This window comes from Stenotrophomonas maltophilia (assembly GCF_013464485.1).
GTDB lineage: Bacteria > Pseudomonadota > Gammaproteobacteria > Xanthomonadales > Xanthomonadaceae > Stenotrophomonas > Stenotrophomonas maltophilia_AW.
Window position 1 is genome coordinate 34,540 of the sequence record NZ_RAUX01000047.1, and the last position, 18,028, is coordinate 52,567.

General features: G+C 67.1%; 14 protein-coding genes. 9 read left to right on the forward strand and 5 right to left on the reverse strand.

Going from position 1 to position 18,028, the window contains the following annotated elements; genetic code table 11:
• Positions 1-16: 16 nt before the first annotated feature.
• Positions 17-1,336: a dicarboxylate/amino acid:cation symporter gene (locus tag D7Y61_RS19200; RefSeq protein WP_180868623.1), complete on the forward strand. Its 1,320-nt coding sequence runs from the start codon at positions 17-19 to the stop codon at positions 1,334-1,336.
• Positions 1,337-1,808: 472 nt separating this feature from the next.
• Entirely contained in the window at positions 1,809-3,806 is a 1,998-nt protein-coding gene (gene tkt, locus D7Y61_RS19205; RefSeq protein WP_180868625.1) for a transketolase, read from the forward strand.
• Positions 3,807-3,932: 126 nt separating this feature from the next.
• Here tkt and D7Y61_RS19210 read toward each other — a convergent pair whose 3' ends face one another.
• Positions 3,933-5,885: an acetyl-CoA hydrolase/transferase C-terminal domain-containing protein gene (locus tag D7Y61_RS19210; RefSeq protein WP_180868626.1), complete on the reverse strand. Its 1,953-nt coding sequence runs from the start codon at positions 5,883-5,885 to the stop codon at positions 3,933-3,935.
• Between the two features lie 35 nt (positions 5,886-5,920).
• Positions 5,921-6,478 carry a flavin reductase family protein gene (locus D7Y61_RS19215; RefSeq protein WP_180868628.1) on the reverse strand — a complete coding sequence of 186 codons (558 nt, stop codon included), beginning with the start codon at positions 6,476-6,478 and terminating at the stop codon, positions 5,921-5,923.
• Positions 6,479-6,597: 119 nt separating this feature from the next.
• Here D7Y61_RS19215 and D7Y61_RS19220 point away from each other — a divergent pair, with 119 nt between their 5' ends.
• The 3 genes from D7Y61_RS19220 to D7Y61_RS19230 are packed head-to-tail and all read left to right on the forward strand — an operon-like array spanning position 6,598 to position 8,757.
• Positions 6,598-6,963, forward strand: coding sequence for a BlaI/MecI/CopY family transcriptional regulator (locus D7Y61_RS19220; protein ID WP_180868630.1), 366 nt, complete (start codon positions 6,598-6,600; stop codon positions 6,961-6,963).
• Positions 6,956-8,197: a M56 family metallopeptidase gene (locus D7Y61_RS19225; protein ID WP_180868632.1), complete on the forward strand. Its 1,242-nt coding sequence runs from the start codon at positions 6,956-6,958 to the stop codon at positions 8,195-8,197. The genes D7Y61_RS19220 and D7Y61_RS19225 overlap by 8 nt, the downstream gene beginning before the upstream one ends.
• A complete protein-coding gene (locus tag D7Y61_RS19230; protein ID WP_180868633.1) occupies positions 8,194-8,757 on the forward strand; it encodes a hypothetical protein in 564 nt (187 codons plus the stop codon). Before D7Y61_RS19225 ends, D7Y61_RS19230 begins: the two co-directional genes overlap by 4 nt.
• A 57-nt stretch (positions 8,758-8,814) precedes the next feature.
• On the opposite strand, the gene D7Y61_RS19235 is transcribed toward D7Y61_RS19230, so the two are convergent.
• On the reverse strand, positions 8,815-9,615 hold the full coding sequence (locus D7Y61_RS19235) for an MBL fold metallo-hydrolase (RefSeq protein WP_049437099.1): 801 nt from the start codon (positions 9,613-9,615) through the stop codon (positions 8,815-8,817).
• A gap of 11 nt (positions 9,616-9,626) precedes the next feature.
• Positions 9,627-10,445, reverse strand: coding sequence for a S1/P1 nuclease (locus D7Y61_RS19240; RefSeq protein ID WP_180868635.1), 819 nt, complete (start codon positions 10,443-10,445; stop codon positions 9,627-9,629).
• A gap of 114 nt (positions 10,446-10,559) precedes the next feature.
• On the opposite strand from D7Y61_RS19240, the gene D7Y61_RS19245 reads away from it, so the two are divergent.
• Positions 10,560-11,687, forward strand: coding sequence for a GGDEF domain-containing protein (locus tag D7Y61_RS19245; protein ID WP_180868636.1), 1,128 nt, complete (start codon positions 10,560-10,562; stop codon positions 11,685-11,687).
• 230 nt (positions 11,688-11,917) lie between these two features.
• Here D7Y61_RS19245 and D7Y61_RS19250 read toward each other — a convergent pair whose 3' ends face one another.
• The gene (locus tag D7Y61_RS19250; protein WP_180868637.1) at positions 11,918-12,547 is read right to left on the reverse strand and encodes an OmpW/AlkL family protein; all 630 of its coding nucleotides are present in this window, start codon (positions 12,545-12,547) and stop codon (positions 11,918-11,920) included.
• 193 nt (positions 12,548-12,740) lie between these two features.
• Here D7Y61_RS19250 and gap point away from each other — a divergent pair, with 193 nt between their 5' ends.
• The 3 genes from gap (at position 12,741) to D7Y61_RS19265 (ending at position 17,913) form a co-directional block, all read left to right on the forward strand.
• Positions 12,741-13,745 (forward strand): type I glyceraldehyde-3-phosphate dehydrogenase, encoded by a 1,005-nt coding sequence (gap, locus tag D7Y61_RS19255; protein WP_010484083.1) that lies wholly within the window; start codon positions 12,741-12,743, stop codon positions 13,743-13,745.
• Between the two features lie 125 nt (positions 13,746-13,870).
• Positions 13,871-16,540 carry a DUF2339 domain-containing protein gene (locus tag D7Y61_RS19260; RefSeq protein WP_180868638.1) on the forward strand — a complete coding sequence of 890 codons (2,670 nt, stop codon included), beginning with the start codon at positions 13,871-13,873 and terminating at the stop codon, positions 16,538-16,540.
• Positions 16,537-17,913, forward strand: a complete 1,377-nt coding sequence (locus D7Y61_RS19265) for a DUF3999 domain-containing protein (protein WP_180868639.1) — start codon at positions 16,537-16,539, stop codon at positions 17,911-17,913. Before D7Y61_RS19260 ends, D7Y61_RS19265 begins: the two co-directional genes overlap by 4 nt.
• The last annotated feature ends 115 nt before the right edge of the window (positions 17,914-18,028 follow it).

Genomic DNA, 18,028 nt, shown 5'->3' on the forward strand with positions numbered 1-18,028 from the left:
TCGAGGAAACCCGCGCATGACAGCAGCTGCTGCCGACAAGAAGAAGTTGCCCCTGCATTGGAAGATGGGCATCGGCTTTGCGATCGGCCTGATCCTGGGACTGATCGTGCACGCACTGGGCGGCAGCGTCGATGGTCTGCAGGCCGGTGCCAAGTGGGTAATGGACTACATCACCACCCCGGCTTCGGGCCTGTTCCTCAACCTGATCTTCATGCTGATCGTGCCGCTGATCTTCTCGGCGCTGATCATGGGTGTGTCGGAGATGGGCGACATCCGCGCCCTTGGCCGCATCGGTTGGAAGACCCTGGCCTATACCGTGCTGCTGTCCGGCATTGCCGTGGGCATCGGGCTGGTGCTGGTGAACCTGCTCAAGCCGGGTGTCGGCGTCGACCCGCAGGTCGCTGCGATGATGCTGTCGGAGAACGCCGAGCGCAGCAAGGAGATTGTCGCGGGCATCCACGGCACGCCGAAGGGCATGGACATGCTGCTGTCGATCGTGCCGAGCAACGTGCTGCAGGCCGCGTCTGACAACGGCGCGATCCTGTCGCTGATGTTCTTCGCGCTGATGTTCGGCATCGGCATGGTGCTGACCGACAACGAGAAGGTCGCGCCGCTGCGCCGCGCCATCGAAGGCGTGTTCGAAATTTCGATGACCCTGATCAACCTGGTCATCCGCCTGGCCCCGTATGCGGTGGCCTGCTTCATGTTCAACCTGGCCGCGCTGTTCGGCTTCGAGCTGATCATCCGCCTCGGTGCCTACGTGGGCGTGGTGGTGCTGGCACTGGGACTGCACATGGTGGTGACCTATGGCACCGCGGTGTGGCTGTCCGGCCGTTCGCCGCTGTCGTTCTTCCGCGATACCCAGGAAGCGACGGTGATGGCGTTCTCCACCGCGTCCAGCAACGCCACTCTGCCGACCGCGCTGCGCGTGGCCGACCAGATGGGCCTGCCGCAGCGCGTGTCGCGCTTCGTGCTGACCGTGGGCGCCACCGCCAACCAGAACGGCACCGCGCTGTTCGAGGGCGTGACGGTGATCTTCCTGGCCCAGTTCTTCGGCGTGGACCTGAGCATCGGCCAGCAGATCATGGTGATGGCGGTCTGCATCCTCGGTGGCATCGGTACCGCTGGCGTGCCATCCGGTTCGCTGCCGGTGGTCGCCATGATCTGTGCCATGGTCGGCGTGAATCCGCTGGGCATCGGCCTGATCCTGGGCGTGAACCACTTCCTGGACATGTGCCGTACCGCGCTGAACGTGACTGGCGACCTGGCCTTGACCACGCTGGTGGCCAAGGGCGAGTCGCATGACGGCCCGGCGCTGGCGCCGCACCAGGACTGAGTCCGGATTTCCGCCCCCGGACTCCGGGGGCGGTAGTGCCGGCCGCTGGCCGGGTACGCGTCATCGCATGCGCGCTGCCGCTCCCACGTTTCGCGATGCGAATCGCGGGCCCCCTTACCGGCCTCCACACCCCGGCGCCCATGGCGCAGCCCCCGAACTCCGGGGGCGGGTAGTGCCGGCCGCTGGCCGGATACGCGTCATCGCATGCGCGCTGCCGCTCCCACGTTTCGCGATGCGAATCGTGGGCCCCCCTTACCGGCTTCCACACCCCCGCGCCTATGGCGCAGCCCCCGGACTCCGGGGGCGGTAGTGCCGGCCGCTGGCCGGCAACTTCATGATCTTCATTGGATTCTGCGCAACTGCCGGCCAGCGGCCAGCACGACCGGGCAAGGTGAACCGACCCCCCGCCCGGCGACTATGGGACAATAGGCCGCCCGCACGTCCGCGGCCGCCTCCCGATTCCGACAGAACCATGACGCAGCCTACCCGTCGCCAGTTGGCCAACGCCATCCGCTTCCTTGCCGCCGATGCGGTTGAAACCGCAAAGTCCGGCCACCCCGGCATGCCCATGGGCATGGCCGACATCGCCGAAGTCCTCTGGAACGACTATCTCCGCCATAACCCGAGCAATCCGCACTGGTTCAACCGCGACCGTTTCGTGCTGTCCAACGGCCACGGTTCGATGCTGCAGTACGCGCTGCTGCACCTGAGCGGTTACGACCTGCCGATTGAGCAGCTCAAGCTGTTCCGCCAGCTGGGCAGCCACACCGCCGGCCACCCGGAACGCCACGAGACCCCGGGCGTGGAAACCACCACCGGCCCGCTGGGCCAGGGTTTCGCCAATGCCGTGGGCTTCGCCCTGGCCGAGAAGCTGCTGGCACAGCGCTTCAACCGCCCGGAACTGGAAGTGGTCGACCACCGCACCTGGGTGTTCATGGGCGATGGCTGCCTGATGGAAGGCGTGTCGCATGAAGCCGCTTCGCTGGCCGGTACCTGGGGCCTGCACAAGCTGGTCTGCTTCTGGGACAACAACCACATCTCCATCGACGGCAACGTCGAGGGCTGGTTCACCGACAATACCCCGGAGCGTTTCGAGGCCTATGGCTGGAACGTCGTGCGCGATGTCGATGGCCACGACCCGGAAAGCATCAAGGCCGGCATCGAGGCCGCGCTGTCGCAGAGCGACAAGCCGACCCTGATCTGCTGCCGCACCACCATTGGTTTTGGTTCGCCGAACAAGGCGGGCAAGGAATCCAGCCATGGCGCACCGCTGGGCAAGGACGAACTGGAAGCCACCCGCAAGCAGCTGGGCTGGGAATACGGTCCGTTCGAGATTCCGCAGGCGATCTACGACGGCTGGCGCGCCAATGGCGCCGGCACCCTGCGCCAGGCCGAGTGGGAACAGCTGTTCGACAAGTACGCCAGCCAGTACCCGGCTGAAGCGTCCGAGCTGACCCGCCGTTCGCACGGCGAGCTGCCGGCCGACTTCGTTGCCAAGGCCGATGCCTACATCGCCCAGGTGGCCGCTGAAGGCCCGACGATCGCCTCGCGTAAGGCCTCGCAGCTGGCCATCGAAGCCTACGCCCCGCTGCTGCCGGAAATCGTCGGCGGCTCGGCCGACCTGGCGCACTCCAACCTGACCCTGTGGAAGGGCAGCAAGTCGGTTGCCAGCGACGACGCCAACGCCAACTACGTGTACTACGGCGTGCGCGAGTTCGGCATGACCGCCATTGCCAACGGCCTGGCCCTGCACGGCGGCTTCATTCCGTTCGACGCCACCTTCCTGGTGTTCAGCGATTACGCCCGCAACGGCGTGCGCATGAGCGCGCTGATCCCGGCCCACGCCATCCACGTCTACACCCACGACTCGATCGGCCTGGGCGAAGACGGCCCGACCCACCAGCCGGTGGAGCACCTGGCCTCGCTGCGCTACATCCCGAACAACGACGTGTGGCGTCCGTGCGATGCGGTCGAGTCGGCGGTGAGCTGGAAGGCTGCGATCACCCGCCAGGACGGCCCGAGCTGCCTGGTGTTCAGCCGCCAGAACCTGCCGCACCAGCCGCGCAACGCCGAGCAGATCGCCCAGATCGAGCGCGGTGGCTACGTGCTGGCCGATGCCGCCGGTACCCCGGACGTGATCCTGATCGCCACCGGTTCGGAAGTTTCGCTGGCCACCGAAGCCAAGGCCCAGCTGGATGCGGCCGGCCTCAGGACCCGCGTGGTCTCGATGCCGTCCACCGACGTGTTCCTGCGCCAGGATGCGGCCTACCGTGAATCGGTGCTGCCGAACGCCGTGCGCAAGCGAGTGGCGGTGGAAGCCGGTGTCACCGGCTTCTGGCGCCAGTTTGTCGGCCTGGACGGTGCGGTGATCGGTATCGACACCTTCGGTGCCTCGGCCCCCGCCGACCAGCTGTACAAGCACTTCGGCATCACCACCGCCCACGTGGTGGAAGCGGCCAAGGCGCTGTAAGCAGCCTCGCGAAGCAGGGAGGGAAAGGCCGGCGCACGCCGGCCTTTTCTTTGCTCGAGAGAAAAGGGGACGGAGGGGATTAAGTCGTTTTTGCACAAACGACTTAATCCCCTCCGCCCCCTTTTTTCAGGCGGTGCGTGCCAGTGCGAGGCGCAGCAGTCGCGCGTCCAGGCGTTCGGCGAAATCCTTCGGTGCCTGCAGGCCCATGCGCTGCAGGTACACCGCATCGCCGTCGCCAGCCGGTTGCCGCAGCGCTGCCCAGACGGTACGCAGCTTGTCGCCGCGGGTCTGCGTGTTGGCCTTCAGCCAGCCAAGCGCTTTCACCAGCACCTGCTCGATCTCGTTGAAGTCGCTGCCCAGCGGATAGTCCGGCAGGCTGCCATCGGCGCGGAACGGTGCCAGCGCCGCCGCCAGCGCCTGCGGCGTGTTGCGCTGCTGGCGCTCCGGATCCGGTTGCGTGGCTGCCAGCAACTTGCGCGAGGCCTGTGCCTGCTGCAGCAGATCGCCCTGGAACGGGGCTTCGGTGATCGCGGTCATCGCATGCACGCAGTCCTCGTCGGTCAACCCGCGCAGGTCCGCGATGCCGTACTCGTTGAGGTAGATGTCGCGCAGGTGGCGCGGGATGGTGGTGTGCCCATAGTTCCAGCGCACGTTGGATTCGCGCCGGCCCTTGTCATCGCGCGCGGCGCGGAACATCAGCACGCTGCGGGCTTCCGGCAGGGCATGTGCCATCGCCACGAAGTTGTACTGGCCGCCCACACCGGACACCACGCGTCCATCGTCCAGTGCATCCGACACCGCCGCGCCCAGTGCGGTGGCCATCATGCAGGAATTGAAGAAGCGCGCATGACGGCGCTGAAGGCGTTCCAGCGCTTCGTTGCCGCCGTACAGCTGGTTGATTTCGCTGATCCGGCGCATGCCGATAGCACGGCACTCGTCATCCGGCAACGTGCGCAGCCACTCGTAGAATTCCGGCGAGCCCAGGTAGAACGCGCCGTGCAGGTACTCACCTTCGGCGGCCAGGGTGGCGTGGTCGATCGACAACGTGCTGCCGTTCTCGATGCGCTGCATCAGTGCGAGGTCGTCGTGCACCTTGCGCTTGATCACCCCGGTCTGTACCAGCCGGCGGAAGCCCTCGTTGAGCATCTCGCTGCAGCCGTACAGGCCCACTTCGAACGGATCCAGTCCGCCGATCTCCTGCACCAGCGGGTGGCTGGCCAGCTGCGGATCCAGCGCGTGCAGCACGCGACGGTAGCGCGCGTTGTCGGTGTGGCGCAGCACCAATGCGTGGCTGAGTGCATCGGCCAACGTGCCGATACCGATCTGCAGTGTGCCGCCGTCGCGCACCAGCGTGCTGGCGTACAGGCCGATGGCGTAGTCGGCATCGCCGACCGGCTGCCGCGGCAGCCCGAACAGCGCCGGGTACGGCGGCGGCGGGGTGATCACCAGATCGAAGAACGACACGTCGACCGTCGCCGAGCCGCCCAGATAGGGCAGCTGCGGATCGATCTCGGCGATCATCAATGGGCGCGGCAGGCCGCGCGCGGTCATCGCATCCAGCGTGTCCTGGGTGATGTCGTTGTTGCAGGACAACGACAGCCGGCGGTCATCCGGCCGCATCGCCACCTTCTGCACGATCACCTGCGGCGCGCGCTGGGCGACCGCATCGGCGGCGTGGGTGTAGTTCAGGCTGGTGTAGCTGGACTGCGCCTGGCGCGAACCGAGAAGGGCGCCGGACTGCATGTAGAACTCTTCCACCTGCACATGTGCCGGCAACGCGTCGCGCGCGATCGCATCGGCATAGGCCAGGCGCGGGAAATCGTCGCCGAAATGGCGCTGCGCGAACGGCGCCATGAAGCGCGCTTCCAGACCGTTGCCGCGGGCCTTCGGCGGGTTCAGCGACAGCGCGGTATACAGCTGCAGCGGCCGCGAAGGGTCGTGCTCGACGCGTGCGTAAAGGGCATTGAGCAGCCGGTGTGGCTTGCCCAGTGCCAGCGGTGCCCCGATCCGCAGCGGCCCGTCCACGCGCGCAAACAACCAGTCGACGGCGGCGTCCAGGTCGGTGAGGTGTTCGGTCATGCGGGGCGGTCCTGCGTGTGGGGGGAGTGCTGGCATTACAGCATGTCGGGCTTGAACCGCCGTCGACGCGAGACTTCGGCGCCGGCCACCATGAACTGCCCATCGCCGCGGTAGTGCACCGTGCGCGGTAGTTTCGGCCGTGGCGCCACGTGTGCACGCACGATTTCCCAGATGAACAGGTTGCTCGATTGCACTTGGCTGTCGTCGTAGAGACGGCATTCGAAGCAGGAATGGCATTGCCCGACCAGCGGCGCGCCAACCTCGCGCGCAGGTACGGCATCCAGCCCGAAACGCGCGAACTTGTCGACCTCGCGGCCGCTGCAGTTGCCGATGTCGACCATGGTATCGAGCAGCTCCACGCCGGGTACGTTGATCACGCACTCGCCACTGCCGACGGCCAGTGCATGACTGTGGTTTTCATTCCAGAGGTAGGTGGCGACCAGCGACGGCGAAAAGCCCATCACCATGTGCCAGCCCATCGTCATCAGGTTGCGCTGGTCCTGCCACGCGGTACTGACCAGCACGATCGGGCCGGGTTCGAGGAAGCGGCGGGCCTGCTCGACCGGGAAATCCTTCTTGGACAGCGCTTTCATCCGGGGGCCTGGGGCGGGAGGAATCGATGCTGGCGCAGCCGGGATGAACCCGGAGTCGAGGGGCTTGACAGGCAGATCGATTACGCGCGTAATCAAATTGTCGATTACGGATGTAAACCATGATCCCGATCAGCGAAGCCGAAGCCGTTGTGATGGAGGTGCTGTGGCAGCAGGCACCGCGTAGCGCCGATGACGTGGTGGCCGCGCTGGCCCACCGCGACTGGGCCGAGCCGACCATCAAGACCCTGCTCAACCGCCTGTTGACCAAGGGGGCGATCGCCGCAGAGCGCGATGGACGGCGCTACCTGTACCGGCCGCTGCTGCAGCGCGAGGCATGGGTGGAGGCGCAGAGCCAGGACTTCATCGGGCGTGTTTTCGAGGGGCGCGTGGCGCCGCTGGTCGCGCACTTCAGCGAGCGCGGCCAGTTGAGCGCGCAGGACATCGCCGAACTGAAGAAGCTGATCCAGGAGCTGGAGCATGACTGAGCTGCTCGACGGACTGTTGCAGGCCAGCCTGTGGCTGGCGGTGGGCGCGATCCTGCTGGCGGTAATGCGACCGCTGCTGGTGCGGATGGGCGGCGCCGGGCTGGCCTACCGCAGCTGGTGGCTGCTGCCGATGCTGCTGGTGGCACTGATGCTGCCGTTGCCGCAGGTTGCGTTGTTGCAGCAGGTACCCACGCTGCCGCTGAAAGTGATGCCCGGTGCCATCGATGCCCTGAACGGGCCGTCGTTGCCATGGGCCAGGCTGTTGCTGGTGCTGTGGGCACTGGGCACGGGCCTGTGCCTGCTGCGCGACCTGCGCGCACAGCGTCGTTTCGAACGGCAGATGGGCCCACTGAAGCCGCGCGCCGATGGCAGCTGGCAGGCCAGCGGCGACCCCGGCCTGCCAGCGCTGGTTGGTCTGTGGCGGCCGCGCATCGTGGTCGGTCCGGCATTCGACCAGCAGTTCAGCGCACAGGAACAGGGGCTGATCCTGCAGCACGAGCGCAGCCATCGCCGCCATGGTGATCACTGGGCCAACGGCGCGTTGCTGCTGGCGCGCGCGGTGTTCTGGTTCCACCCGCTGCTGCCATGGGCCGCACGCCGCTTCCTGCGCGATCAGGAATTGGCCTGCGATGCCCGCACCATCGGTCCGCAGCCTGCGCTGCGCGGCCTCTATGCCAGCACGCTGCTGAAGGCGCAGCTGGTCCACCCGGTTGCGCCCGCGGTTTGCCATTGGCGCAGCCAACCCGTATTGAAGGAGCGTATCGCCATGTTGAAGCAGTCCAAGCGGAAGGCATTGCCGTGGGTGTCCGGGCAGGTGCTGGTGGTCGGGTTGTGTGTGGGCATGGGGGCGGTGGCATGGGCCAGCCAGGGCGGTGCGGCCGGTGGCACCCGGATCGGTGTCGAGCCGTTCGAACATGCGCAGGACGATGCGGCGAAGGCGGGGTTGGACCGGCCGATCCAGGTGGACAAGATGCCGCCGCCGTCCTATCCGAAGTCCGCCTTCGAGCAGCGCCAGGTAGGCGTGGTCAATCTGCGCATCGAGGTGGATGCCCAGGGCCATCTGACCGATGTGAAGGTGCTCAGTGCGACCAATCCGGGGGTGTTCGACGCCGTCTCCATCGCCGCCGCGCGCAGCTGGACCTACCGCCCCGCGGTGAAGAACGGCAAGCCGGTGGCCGGTGCGGTCCGTGTTCCGATCACCTACGCCATGGATGACACCGAGGACGCGAAGTGAAGTCCGCGCCGCTGTTGATGATGGCGGCGATGCTGGTGGGGTGTGCAACCCAGGATCGCCTGACCACCGTCGATACCCGCAGCGAGAATGTCGGTCACCAGCGCCTGCAGCCGCAGGCGGGCGGCGGCAGTGGGCAGGTGCAGGTGTATTCGCTGGGTGCGACCGAGGGCTACCGGATGCCGCAACTGTACGCGGCACCGGACCCGGAGGTCGGCGATCGCGACCCGCGCGCGGAACTGGCGCCGACCACCATCTGCCTGCAGGTGGTGGTTGATGCCAACGGCGGCGTCGAGCGCAGCCTGCCATTGACCGATCGCCCGGAGTGCGCGGCAGGTGCTGCGGGCGAGAATGCGCCCCTGCTGCAGGCTGCGCAGGAGGCCGTGGCGATGTGGAAGTACTCGTCCGCAGCGGTCTGCCACTTCGCGGCCGGCAAGGTGCCTGCCGATCGCGGTGACTGCCGGGGCGCCGAGCGTGTCGAACCGGTGGCGGTCACCCTGCAGTACGCCTTTACCTTCGAGATCGTGAAGGGCCAGCACGTGGTGCGCACGCAGGGAAAATGATCGCTCGCGATGACCAGGGGAGCGCCGGGCCATGCCCGGCGGGCGCAGCGGTGTGGATCAGGCCCCGCCCTGGATGTTGGCCTTCACTGCGGGCTGCATCAGCTTCGGTTCTTCCAGCGTCGCATCGCGGGCCTGGCGCACGCTGACGAACTCTGCCTCGGCCACGCCGTCGTGCACGTGGATGTTGTGCGCGCGCTGTTCGCCGATGGTGGTTTCGTTGGCGAACCCGCGGCCACCCGGGCCGTAGTCGTGGCAGACAAACACGCGCGTCGCATCGGGCAGGGCCAGCAGACGCTGGATCGAGCGGTACAACTGCGCGGCATCACCGCCCGGGAAGTCGCAGCGGGCAGTGCCGCCGTCGGGCATGAACAGCGAGTCGCCGGTGAACAGCGCATTGTCGATCAGATAGGCGATGCTGTCGCTGGTGTGGCCGGGCACGGCGATCACCTGGCAGCGCAGTTCACCCAAAGCGAAGGTTTCGCCATCGCTGAACAGGTGGTCGAAGATCTCATCGGCCGCGGGAAGCTGCAGGCCATAGCGCGGTGCGAACGTGGCCTGCACCGCGCGGATGCCTTCACCGATGGCCAGCGTGGCCTGTGGGAAGCGTTGCTTGAGCCGGCGCCCGGCCGACACATGGTCGGCGTGGGCATGGGTTTCCAGCAGCCAGCGCAGCTGCAGGCCCTGTTGTTCGATGGCCTGCAACGCGGCATGCAACGGCGCTTCACTGCTGGCGTCGGTATCCGGGTCGTAGTCCAGGACCGGGTCGATCAGCGCCGCCTCGCCGCTGGCCGGGTCGCTGACCAGGTAGCTGAAGGTGTTGCTGTCACGGTGGAAGAACGACTGCACCTGGACCGACATCGGAACTCTCCTCAGCGCGTGCCGAGCACGCGGTTCAGCAACTGCGCCAGGTTCTCACCGGCCAGTCGCAGCTGCGCTTCGGCCAGCGGCCGGTAGCGTTCGGTGTATTCGTCACCGATTTTACGCGTGGCCGGATAAACGCCAGCTTGCATGGAGATGCGGCAGCTGGCCTCGGCCCACGTCTGCGGGTCGCGCTGCGGGTTGGACTGGCGCGCCAGCTTCGGCGCGCGCTGGATCTGCAGCAGCGGCAGATAGCCCGCATCGTCCAGCTTGCGGGTATTGAGCATGCCGCTGTCCCACAGCGAGTGCAGGTTGGTACCGCGGTTGCCGAACTGCAGCTGGAAATCGTTGCCGCCCTTGTCGTGGGCGTAACCGGCGTGCATCGGTTGGTGGATATCGCCGACCAGGTGCACCACGAACTTCAGCGCCTGCAGGCGCTCGCCGTTGGTCAGGCTGCGATCGCCGAGGATGGCGCTCTGTGCCTTCAGGGCCTCGACGATGCAGTTGCCGTTTTTGCAGTGCTTCGGTGCTTCGTAATGGCAGTTGTCTTCGGCGATGTTGACGTAGTGCCAGCCGGCCGAGCGGCGGCCCAGGCCCGGGTCCTTGGCGCGCAGCTGGTCGGCCCACGGCGCGATGCTGGCCAGCGTGGCGTCCGGTTCGGTGGCCAGCAGGCGGTCCACTTCGGCGCGGGCGGCGGGGTTGAGGCGGGCGTCTGCGACCTCGGCGACAAGGCGGTGGCCTTGTGCGCCCCAGGCATGAGCCGGGGCGGAAGCGGACAGCAGGGCCGGCGCCAGGGCGGCGGCGAGGAACAGGGAGTGCAGGGCTTTCATGCGTACATTCTAGCGGTGTGGGGCTGGCGCGGGCTTTACCGGGCCGGGTGTTCGCCACACGGTCTTGATGAATTGGTCGCTAGGGTGAGCCGGGCATACGCGGGGGAGGGGCTGATGGCGATCACGGACAGGCGCATCATGGTCGATCATCCGGATGACGGCGGATTTGCCGACGCGTTCAATGCCCAGGTGGTCTGGCGCATGCGCTGGGCCTGCGCCGTGGCAGGCGCGTTCTCGCTGGGCTTTGCCGTGCTCGATACCTACTGGCTGCCGCCGGACGTGCACGCGCCGGTGCTGCGCTGGCGGCTGGGCGTTCTGCTGCCGGCGCTGCTGCTGGGCGTCGCGCTGACCTTCGTGCCGGTGTTGCGGCGCCACCTGCAGTGGCTGGGCGGCAGTGTCGTGCTGGTCAGCGGGCTGGCGCTGGTGACGATGATCTGGACCGCGCACCGTGCAGGCGTGAACTACCCCTACGAAGGCATCAGCCTGTTCCTGTTGTTGAACTACTTTCTGTGCGGGCTGCGTTTCGGGGTGGCGACGCTGACCGGAACCCTGATCGCGCTGGCGTTCATGCTGGCCGAGCTGCAGGTGGGCCGGCACTGGGCGCAGATGCTGCAGAGCGTGATGTTCGTGCTGGCCAGCAACCTGGCCGGCATTGTCGGCAGCTACATTTCCGAACGGCAGGCGCGTGCAACGTGGCGGGCCGAGCAACGCCTGTATGCATTGGCAAATCATGATGGCCTGACCGGCCTGCTGAACCGGCGTGCCTTTGACCGCCAGGCCAACCAGATCTTCCAGCGCTACCTGCGCACGTCGCATGCGCGCGGCGCGCTGCGCATCGCCATGATCGATATCGACTACTTCAAGCGCTACAACGACCACTACGGCCATCCCGCCGGCGACACCGTACTGAATGCAGTGGCAACCACCCTGGCCGCACAACTGCGCGGTAGCGACTCGGTGGTGGCGCGCTACGGTGGCGAAGAGTTCGTGGCGCTGGGGCACTGGGCGCCGGGGCAACCGGAATCAGCGCCGTTCGAGCAGCTTCGGCAACAGGTGCAGGCGCTGGCGATCGCACATGCCGATTCGGATGCGGCCCCGGTGGTGAGCGTGAGCATCGGCGTCGCGCGCTGGCATGACGATGGAGGCGATTCGCTGGAGCAGGCATTGGCACGTGCCGATGCAGCGCTGTACCGTGCCAAGGAAAGCGGCCGCAACCGGGTGGAAGTTGCGCCGGATCAATAATCGACTGAAAGGCGGCCCGTTCATGCTTCTGTAGAGCCGAGCCATGCTCGGCTGCTCTTCTTCGGGTATCTGCGTGCTCCGCGCGATAGCCGAGCATGGCTCGGCTCTACAGAAGAGCGCGCCTACGCATGCTTTCCGAAAAAAAGCCCCGGCAAAGACCGGGGCAACATGCTGCGAGGGTTTTGCGTGTAGCAGGGGAGCAGGGACGAAGCCCCGCGCCCAGCGCATGATTAGAACTTGAAGACGTACGAGGCGCCGTAGACCAGCGGATCGATGTTGACCGTGCCGATCTTCTCGCCGTTCAACTTCACCTTGCTGTCGATGTCGATCCAGCGCATGTCCACGCGCAGTGCGCCCTTCTCGCCGATCGCGAAGTCCACGCCCGCATGCGCGGCCAGGCCCCAAGAATCCTGCAGCTTCAGGCGGCTGTCCTTCAGCGCACCGGTGGTGTCTTCGCTGAAAAAGGTGGTGTAGTTCACGCCCGCACCGATGAACGGCGACACCTTGCCCTTGCTGTTGAAGTGGTACTGCACGGTCACCACCGGCGGCAGCTGCTTGGTGTTGCCCACGCGGCCCAGGCCATTGATGTTGATATCGTGCTTGAACGGCAGCGCGGCCAGTACTTCGATGCCGAGGTTGTCGGCGATGAAGTACTCACCCGTGATGGTCGGCTTGACGTCGTTGTCGACGTCGACCTTCAGGGTGTGGTTGGCCAGCCAGCCATTGTTCGACTTCGGGGCCACCTGGTGCACGCCGGCGGAAATGGTCCAGTCGCCCTTGGACTGAGCCATGGCCGGGGCGGCGGCGAGCGACAGGGCGGCGGCCAGGCTGGCCACGATCAGGGGGGAGGTCTTGCGCATGGGGGTGATCTCGTTGCTGGGTGGATGTGGCCAGTCTCGGCCTCACGCCGCGCTAACGCTTTGATCCGGATCAAATCCTGTCTGCCGGCCCGCTGCCCGCCGGGGCTGGCCCGCGGTGGCCAGCCCCGGTTTGCTAGACTTGTGGGCCCTATCCATCCCGCCGCACCCGTCGCGGCCGCAGGAGCTTGAGAACATGGCAATCAAGGTTGGTATCAACGGTTTCGGTCGCATCGGGCGTAACGTCCTGCGCTCGGCGGTGCTGAACTTCGGCGACGACATCGAAATCGTGGCCATCAACGATCTGCTGGAGCCGGACTATCTGGCGTACATGCTCAAGTACGACTCCGTGCACGGTCGTTTCAAGGCCGACGTGGCGGTGCAGGGCAACGACCTGCTGGTCAACGGCAAGAAGATCCGCCTGACCCAGGAACGCGACCCGGCCAACCTGAAGTGGAACGAAGTGGACGTGGACGTGGTGATCGAGTCCACCGGCCTGTTCCTGACCAAGGAAACCGCGCAGAAGCACATCGATGCCGGCGCCAGGAAGGTCATCATGTCGGCCCCGTCGAAGGACGATACGCCGATGTTCGTCTACGGCGTGAACGACAAGACCTACGCCGGCCAGGCGATCGTCTCCAATGCTTCGTGCACCACCAACTGCCTGGCCCCGCTGGCCAAGGTCATCAATGACAAGTGGGGCATCAAGCGTGGCCTGATGACCACCGTGCATGCGGCTACTGCCACCCAGAAGACCGTCGATGGTCCGTCCAACAAGGACTGGCGTGGTGGCCGCGGCATCCTGGAGAACATCATTCCGTCGTCCACCGGTGCGGCCAAGGCCGTCGGTGTGGTCATCCCGGAACTGAACAAGAAGCTGACCGGCATGAGCTTCCGTGTCCCGACCTCGGACGTGTCGGTGGTCGACCTGACCGTCGAGCTGGAAAAGGAAGCCACCTACGCCGAGATCTGCGCTGAAGTGAAGGCACAGAGCGAAGGCCCGCTGAAGGGCATCCTGGGCTACACCGAAGATAAGGTGGTGGCCACCGATTTCCGCGGCGAGACCTGCACCTCGGTGTTCGACGCCGAGGCCGGCATTGCCCTGGACGGCACCTTCGTCAAGCTGGTCACCTGGTACGACAACGAGTGGGGCTACTCAAACAAGTGCCTGGAAATGGCCAAGGTCGTCGCCGCCAAGTAAGGCCGGCCAAGATCGCACGCGGACCCCGGCTTGGCCGGGGTTCGTCGTTTATGGGGCCAGCCCTGTCGTAGCATGGGCCGGTCGACCGCTGCCGCTGGGGCGCGGGATTGCAATGGAAGCATGCAATGGAAGCATTGATAGCCCTGGTGGTACTGGTCCTGCTGGCCATCCCGCTGCTGCTGGTGGTGGCGCTGGTGATGATTGCCGGCCTGCGCCGCCGTGTGGCCGCGCTGGAAAGCACGCTGGCGGCCGCACCTGCCCCTCGACCGACCGCCGCTGCCGCCGCAACGGACGCGGCGCCCGAACGGCCGGTGGCGACGCCCTTGGCCGGCGCCGATCCTCCGTTCCTGCGGCCGGTCGCTGCGGCGACGCCACAACCGCCGGTGCCGGAAGCCCCGCCTGCTGAGACACCAGCCCCCCGTCCGGTCGCGCCGCCGCCGGTACCGCCGTCGTCACCGGCACCGCCACTGCCTGCCGAACCGGCGCTGCCAAACGTCATCGAACGCGGCATCGGTGCGGTCAAGCGCTGGTTCACCGAGGGCAACGTGCCGGTCAAGATCGGCATGCTGGTGCTGCTGGCCGGTGTCGCCGCGCTGCTGAAGTACGTCAGCGACCAGGGCTGGCTGGTGCTGCCGATCGAGCTGCGTCTGGCCGGCGTCACCGTGGGTGCGCTGGGTCTGCTGGCGTTCGGCTGGCACCAGCGCGAGCGCCGGCGTCTGTTCGCACTGGCGCTGCAGGGCGGCGCCATCGGCGTGCTGCTGCTGACCATCTTCGCCGCGTTCAAGCGGTTCGAACTGCTCAACGCGGGGATCGCCTTCGGCAGCTCCATCGCACTGGTGGCCGGACTGTGCGTGCTGGCGGTGGTGCAGAACTCGCGCACCCTGGCAGTGCTGGGCATCCTGGCCGGCTTCATGGCGCCGTTGTGGCTGTCCACCGGAAGCGGCAACCACGTGGGGTTGTTCAGCTACTACGCGGTCCTCAACGCCGGCATCTTCGCCATCGCCTGGTTCCGCCCGTGGCGCGCGCTGAACCTGCTGGGTTTCGCCTTCACCTTCGGTATCGGTACGTTCTGGGGCGTGCTGCAGTACGCCCCGGACAAATTCAGCAGTACCGAGCCGTTCCTGCTGCTGTTCTTCGCCTTCTACCTACTGATCCCGCTGCTGTACGCACGCCGGCAGCCCGCCGGACGACGTGACCTGGTTGACGGCAGCCTGGTGTTCGGCACCCCGCTGGTCGCGTTCTCGCTGCAGGCGGGCATGCTGCATGAGCAGCCGATGACGCTGGCCCTGTGTGCGCTCGGCCTGGCCGCGATCTACGCGGTGCTGGCGTGGGCGTTGATCCGGCGTGCGTCGTACACCGTGCTGGCGCAGTCGCACGCGGTGCTGGCGGTGGGCTTCGCCACGCTGGCGGTGCCGCTGGCGCTGTCGGCACGTGCCACCGGTGCCGTTTTCGCGCTGGAAGGTGCTGGCCTGGCCTGGCTGGGCCTGCGCCAGAAGCGCTGGCTGCCGCAGGTGTCTGGCGCGTTGCTGCAGATGGGCGCCGCGTTCGCCTTCGTGGCCGGCGCCGACCATTGGCTTGAAGATGTCCGCTTCCTGCTCAACCCGACCGCCATCGGCGCGCTGCTGCTGGCGCTGGCAGGTTTCGCCTCGGCCTGGAGCTACCAGCGCCGGCCGCGCCATGAGATCGCACTGGTCTACTACCTGTGGGGCCTGCTGTGGTGGCTGGGTGGTCTGGTGCACGAGATCACCCGGTTCTTCCCCTACCGCATCGAAGTGGATGCGCTGCTGGTGCTGGCTGCTGTCACAGCATGGCTGGTCGCCGAAATGCAGCGCCGCCAGCCGGCGCGTGCGCTGGGCGTGACTGCGCTGGCGATGCTGGCGCTGGGCTTCCCGCTTGCGCTGATGCAGAGCGACGCGCACCAGCAGCCGTTCGCCGGCTACGGTGCGTTGGCCTGGGCGATATTCGCCGTGCTCGGTGTGCGCACACTGCTGTGCCTGCGCCAGGGCGGTGACAGCGTGGCGCGCATCGCGCAGTTCCTATGGTGGCTGCTGTGGCCCTCGCTGCTTTCGTTGCTGGCCCTGTGGGGCGGCGGCGAGGCCGGTCTGGCGCAGGGCTGGACGACGCTGCTGGTCACGCTGCCGTGGCTGCTGATGGCGTCGCTGTCGCTGTGGCGCTGGAATACGCTGCGCTGGCCGCTGGGTGAAGCGTTCGACCGTGTGCGCACGCCGCTGCAGTGCGTGCTGTTCGGCCTGCTGTCGATCGGCTGGCTGCTGGGCCAGCTCTTGCCGGGCGATGCTTCCCCGTTGCTGTGGCTGCCGGTGCTGAACCCGGCCGAGCTTGGACAGTGGCTGAGCCTGTTGCTTATTGCGCGCTGGCTGTACAGCGATCAGGCGCCGAAGACACTGCTGGGTATCCGCATGCCACTGCTGTCACTGGCAACGTTTGTTGCGCTGACCAGCGTGGTGCTGCATGGCGTGCATCAGTGGGGCGGCCTGTCGTGGAACGCGTCGATGCTGCGCTTCAGCCTGGCGCAGACCAGCCTGACCGTGCTGTGGAGCGTACTTGGCGTGATCGCCTGGGTGTGGGGCTCGCGACGTGGCCAGCGCGTGCTGTGGATGGTCGGTGCCGTGCTGATGGGCGTGGTGCTGGCCAAGCTGGTCATTGTCGATCGCCAGCACCTGGGCAACCTGCTGGGTATCGCATCGTTCATCGCCTACGGCCTGCTGTGCACGGTCGTGGGTTATCTGGCACCGGCACCGCCCAGCGCGGCGCCGACCGTGGAGGAAAAGCAATGAAGACGTGGAGCAGGGCGCTGCTGCCGGCGATGTTCGGCCTGCTGGCCGCCGTCGTAGCGCAGGCCGCCGATTACCGCACGCAGTACGCCGAACAGTGGCCGCTGACGTTGTCCAGTGCACAGTCCGGTGCTTATCGCGTCGTGCTGGAACCGGCGATCTACCGTCGCGCCGGTACTGCGGACCTGAGCGATCTGCAGGTGTTCAATGCCGCAGGCCAGTCGCTGCCGTCCGCCTTGCTGGCGCCCGATCAGCCGCTGGCGCAGCCACCGGTGCAGCGTGAACTGCCTTGGTTCGCACTGCCGCCGCTGGCCGAAGCGCAGCGCAACGATCTGCAGTTGCTGACCGAGCGCGATACCGATGGCCGCGTGCGTCGCGTCGAGGCACGCGTGAGTGGCGGTGCAGTGGCGAACGGGCAGGGCGGTTGGCTGATCGACGCCAGCGTGCTCGGCCAGCAGCCGATGGCGGCCCTGGTACTGGATTGGGCCGACAGCGGACAGCCGTTGCAGGCACAGGTGCAGCTGGATGCCAGCGACGACCTGCAGCACTGGCGCCCGATCGGGCGTGATATCCCGCTGGTCGACCTGCAGCGTGCTGGCAAGCGCCTGCTGCAGCGCCGCCTGCAGGTGGATGGTGAAGCGCGCTATCTGCGCGTGCTGGCGCAGGGCGATGCGCGTCTGCCGACGCTGCGCAGTGTACTGGCCGAGCTGCCGCCGGCACCGGCCACACTGCCGTGGGAGTGGTTGTCGCTGAAGCCTGCCTCAGCGGGCAAGGGCGAGTACACCTTCGAAATGGATGGCCGCTTCCCGGTGGCACGTGCCGACGTGGCCAGCACCGACAACAGCCTGGTGCAGTGGACATTGTTCAGCCGTGACGACGAGGGCGCGGAGTGGCAGCGCCGCAGCGCGCCGTGGATCGCCTATCAACTGCAGCAGGGGGCGCAGGGCCAGCGCCAGCAGTCTGCCGCGCAGCCGTTGGGCGGCGTGCACCGCGATCGCTACTGGAAGCTGGTTGCAAGCCCGGCCGAAACGGCAACTGCACCGACCCTGCGCCTGGGCTACCAGCCCGAGGTACTGGTATTCCTGAGCCAAGGGGCGGCGCCCTATGCACTGGCGGTGGGCAGCTCGACCGCGCGTCGCACGGAGGCCCCGATTGGTGTGCTGATAGAGGAACTGCGGTTGCGCAACGACCCGTCGTGGCAGCCGACGCTGGCGCGCCTGGAAGGCAACCCGGAGCCGCTGGCGGGTGATGCGGCGCTGCAGCCGCAGCGTGACTGGAAGGCGTGGTTGCTGTGGGCACTGTTGGGTTTGGGCGTACTGGTCGTGGGTGGCCTCGCGGTCAGCCTGCTTCGGCAGAAGCCCGCGCCTTCGGCGTAGGTTCCGGCGAACGGCGCAGCCCCTCGTGGGTGGGGTTGGTCGTGTAAAGCAACAGCCGTGCTTGGCCGGGCGGGGGGGGGGGGGGGGGGGGGGGGCGGGGGGGCGGGGGGGGGGG

What these genes read in the sequence shown, in the direction of transcription:
- D7Y61_RS19200 (WP_180868623.1), top strand. Translation starts at nt 17, where the DNA reads ATGACAGCAGCTGCTGCCGACAAGAAGAAGTTGCCCCTGCATTGGAAG.
- tkt (WP_180868625.1), top strand. Translation starts at nt 1,809, where the DNA reads ATGACGCAGCCTACCCGTCGCCAGTTGGCCAACGCCATCCGCTTCCTT.
- D7Y61_RS19210 (WP_180868626.1), bottom strand. Translation starts at nt 5,885, where the DNA reads ATGACCGAACACCTCACCGACCTGGACGCCGCCGTCGACTGGTTGTTT.
- D7Y61_RS19215 (WP_180868628.1), bottom strand. Translation starts at nt 6,478, where the DNA reads ATGAAAGCGCTGTCCAAGAAGGATTTCCCGGTCGAGCAGGCCCGCCGC.
- D7Y61_RS19220 (WP_180868630.1), top strand. Translation starts at nt 6,598, where the DNA reads ATGATCCCGATCAGCGAAGCCGAAGCCGTTGTGATGGAGGTGCTGTGG.
- D7Y61_RS19225 (WP_180868632.1), top strand. Translation starts at nt 6,956, where the DNA reads ATGACTGAGCTGCTCGACGGACTGTTGCAGGCCAGCCTGTGGCTGGCG.
- D7Y61_RS19235 (WP_049437099.1), bottom strand. Translation starts at nt 9,615, where the DNA reads ATGTCGGTCCAGGTGCAGTCGTTCTTCCACCGTGACAGCAACACCTTC.
- D7Y61_RS19240 (WP_180868635.1), bottom strand. Translation starts at nt 10,445, where the DNA reads ATGAAAGCCCTGCACTCCCTGTTCCTCGCCGCCGCCCTGGCGCCGGCC.
- D7Y61_RS19245 (WP_180868636.1), top strand. Translation starts at nt 10,560, where the DNA reads ATGGCGATCACGGACAGGCGCATCATGGTCGATCATCCGGATGACGGC.
- D7Y61_RS19250 (WP_180868637.1), bottom strand. Translation starts at nt 12,547, where the DNA reads ATGCGCAAGACCTCCCCCCTGATCGTGGCCAGCCTGGCCGCCGCCCTG.
- gap (WP_010484083.1), top strand. Translation starts at nt 12,741, where the DNA reads ATGGCAATCAAGGTTGGTATCAACGGTTTCGGTCGCATCGGGCGTAAC.
- D7Y61_RS19260 (WP_180868638.1), top strand. Translation starts at nt 13,871, where the DNA reads ATGGAAGCATTGATAGCCCTGGTGGTACTGGTCCTGCTGGCCATCCCG.
- D7Y61_RS19265 (WP_180868639.1), top strand. Translation starts at nt 16,537, where the DNA reads ATGAAGACGTGGAGCAGGGCGCTGCTGCCGGCGATGTTCGGCCTGCTG.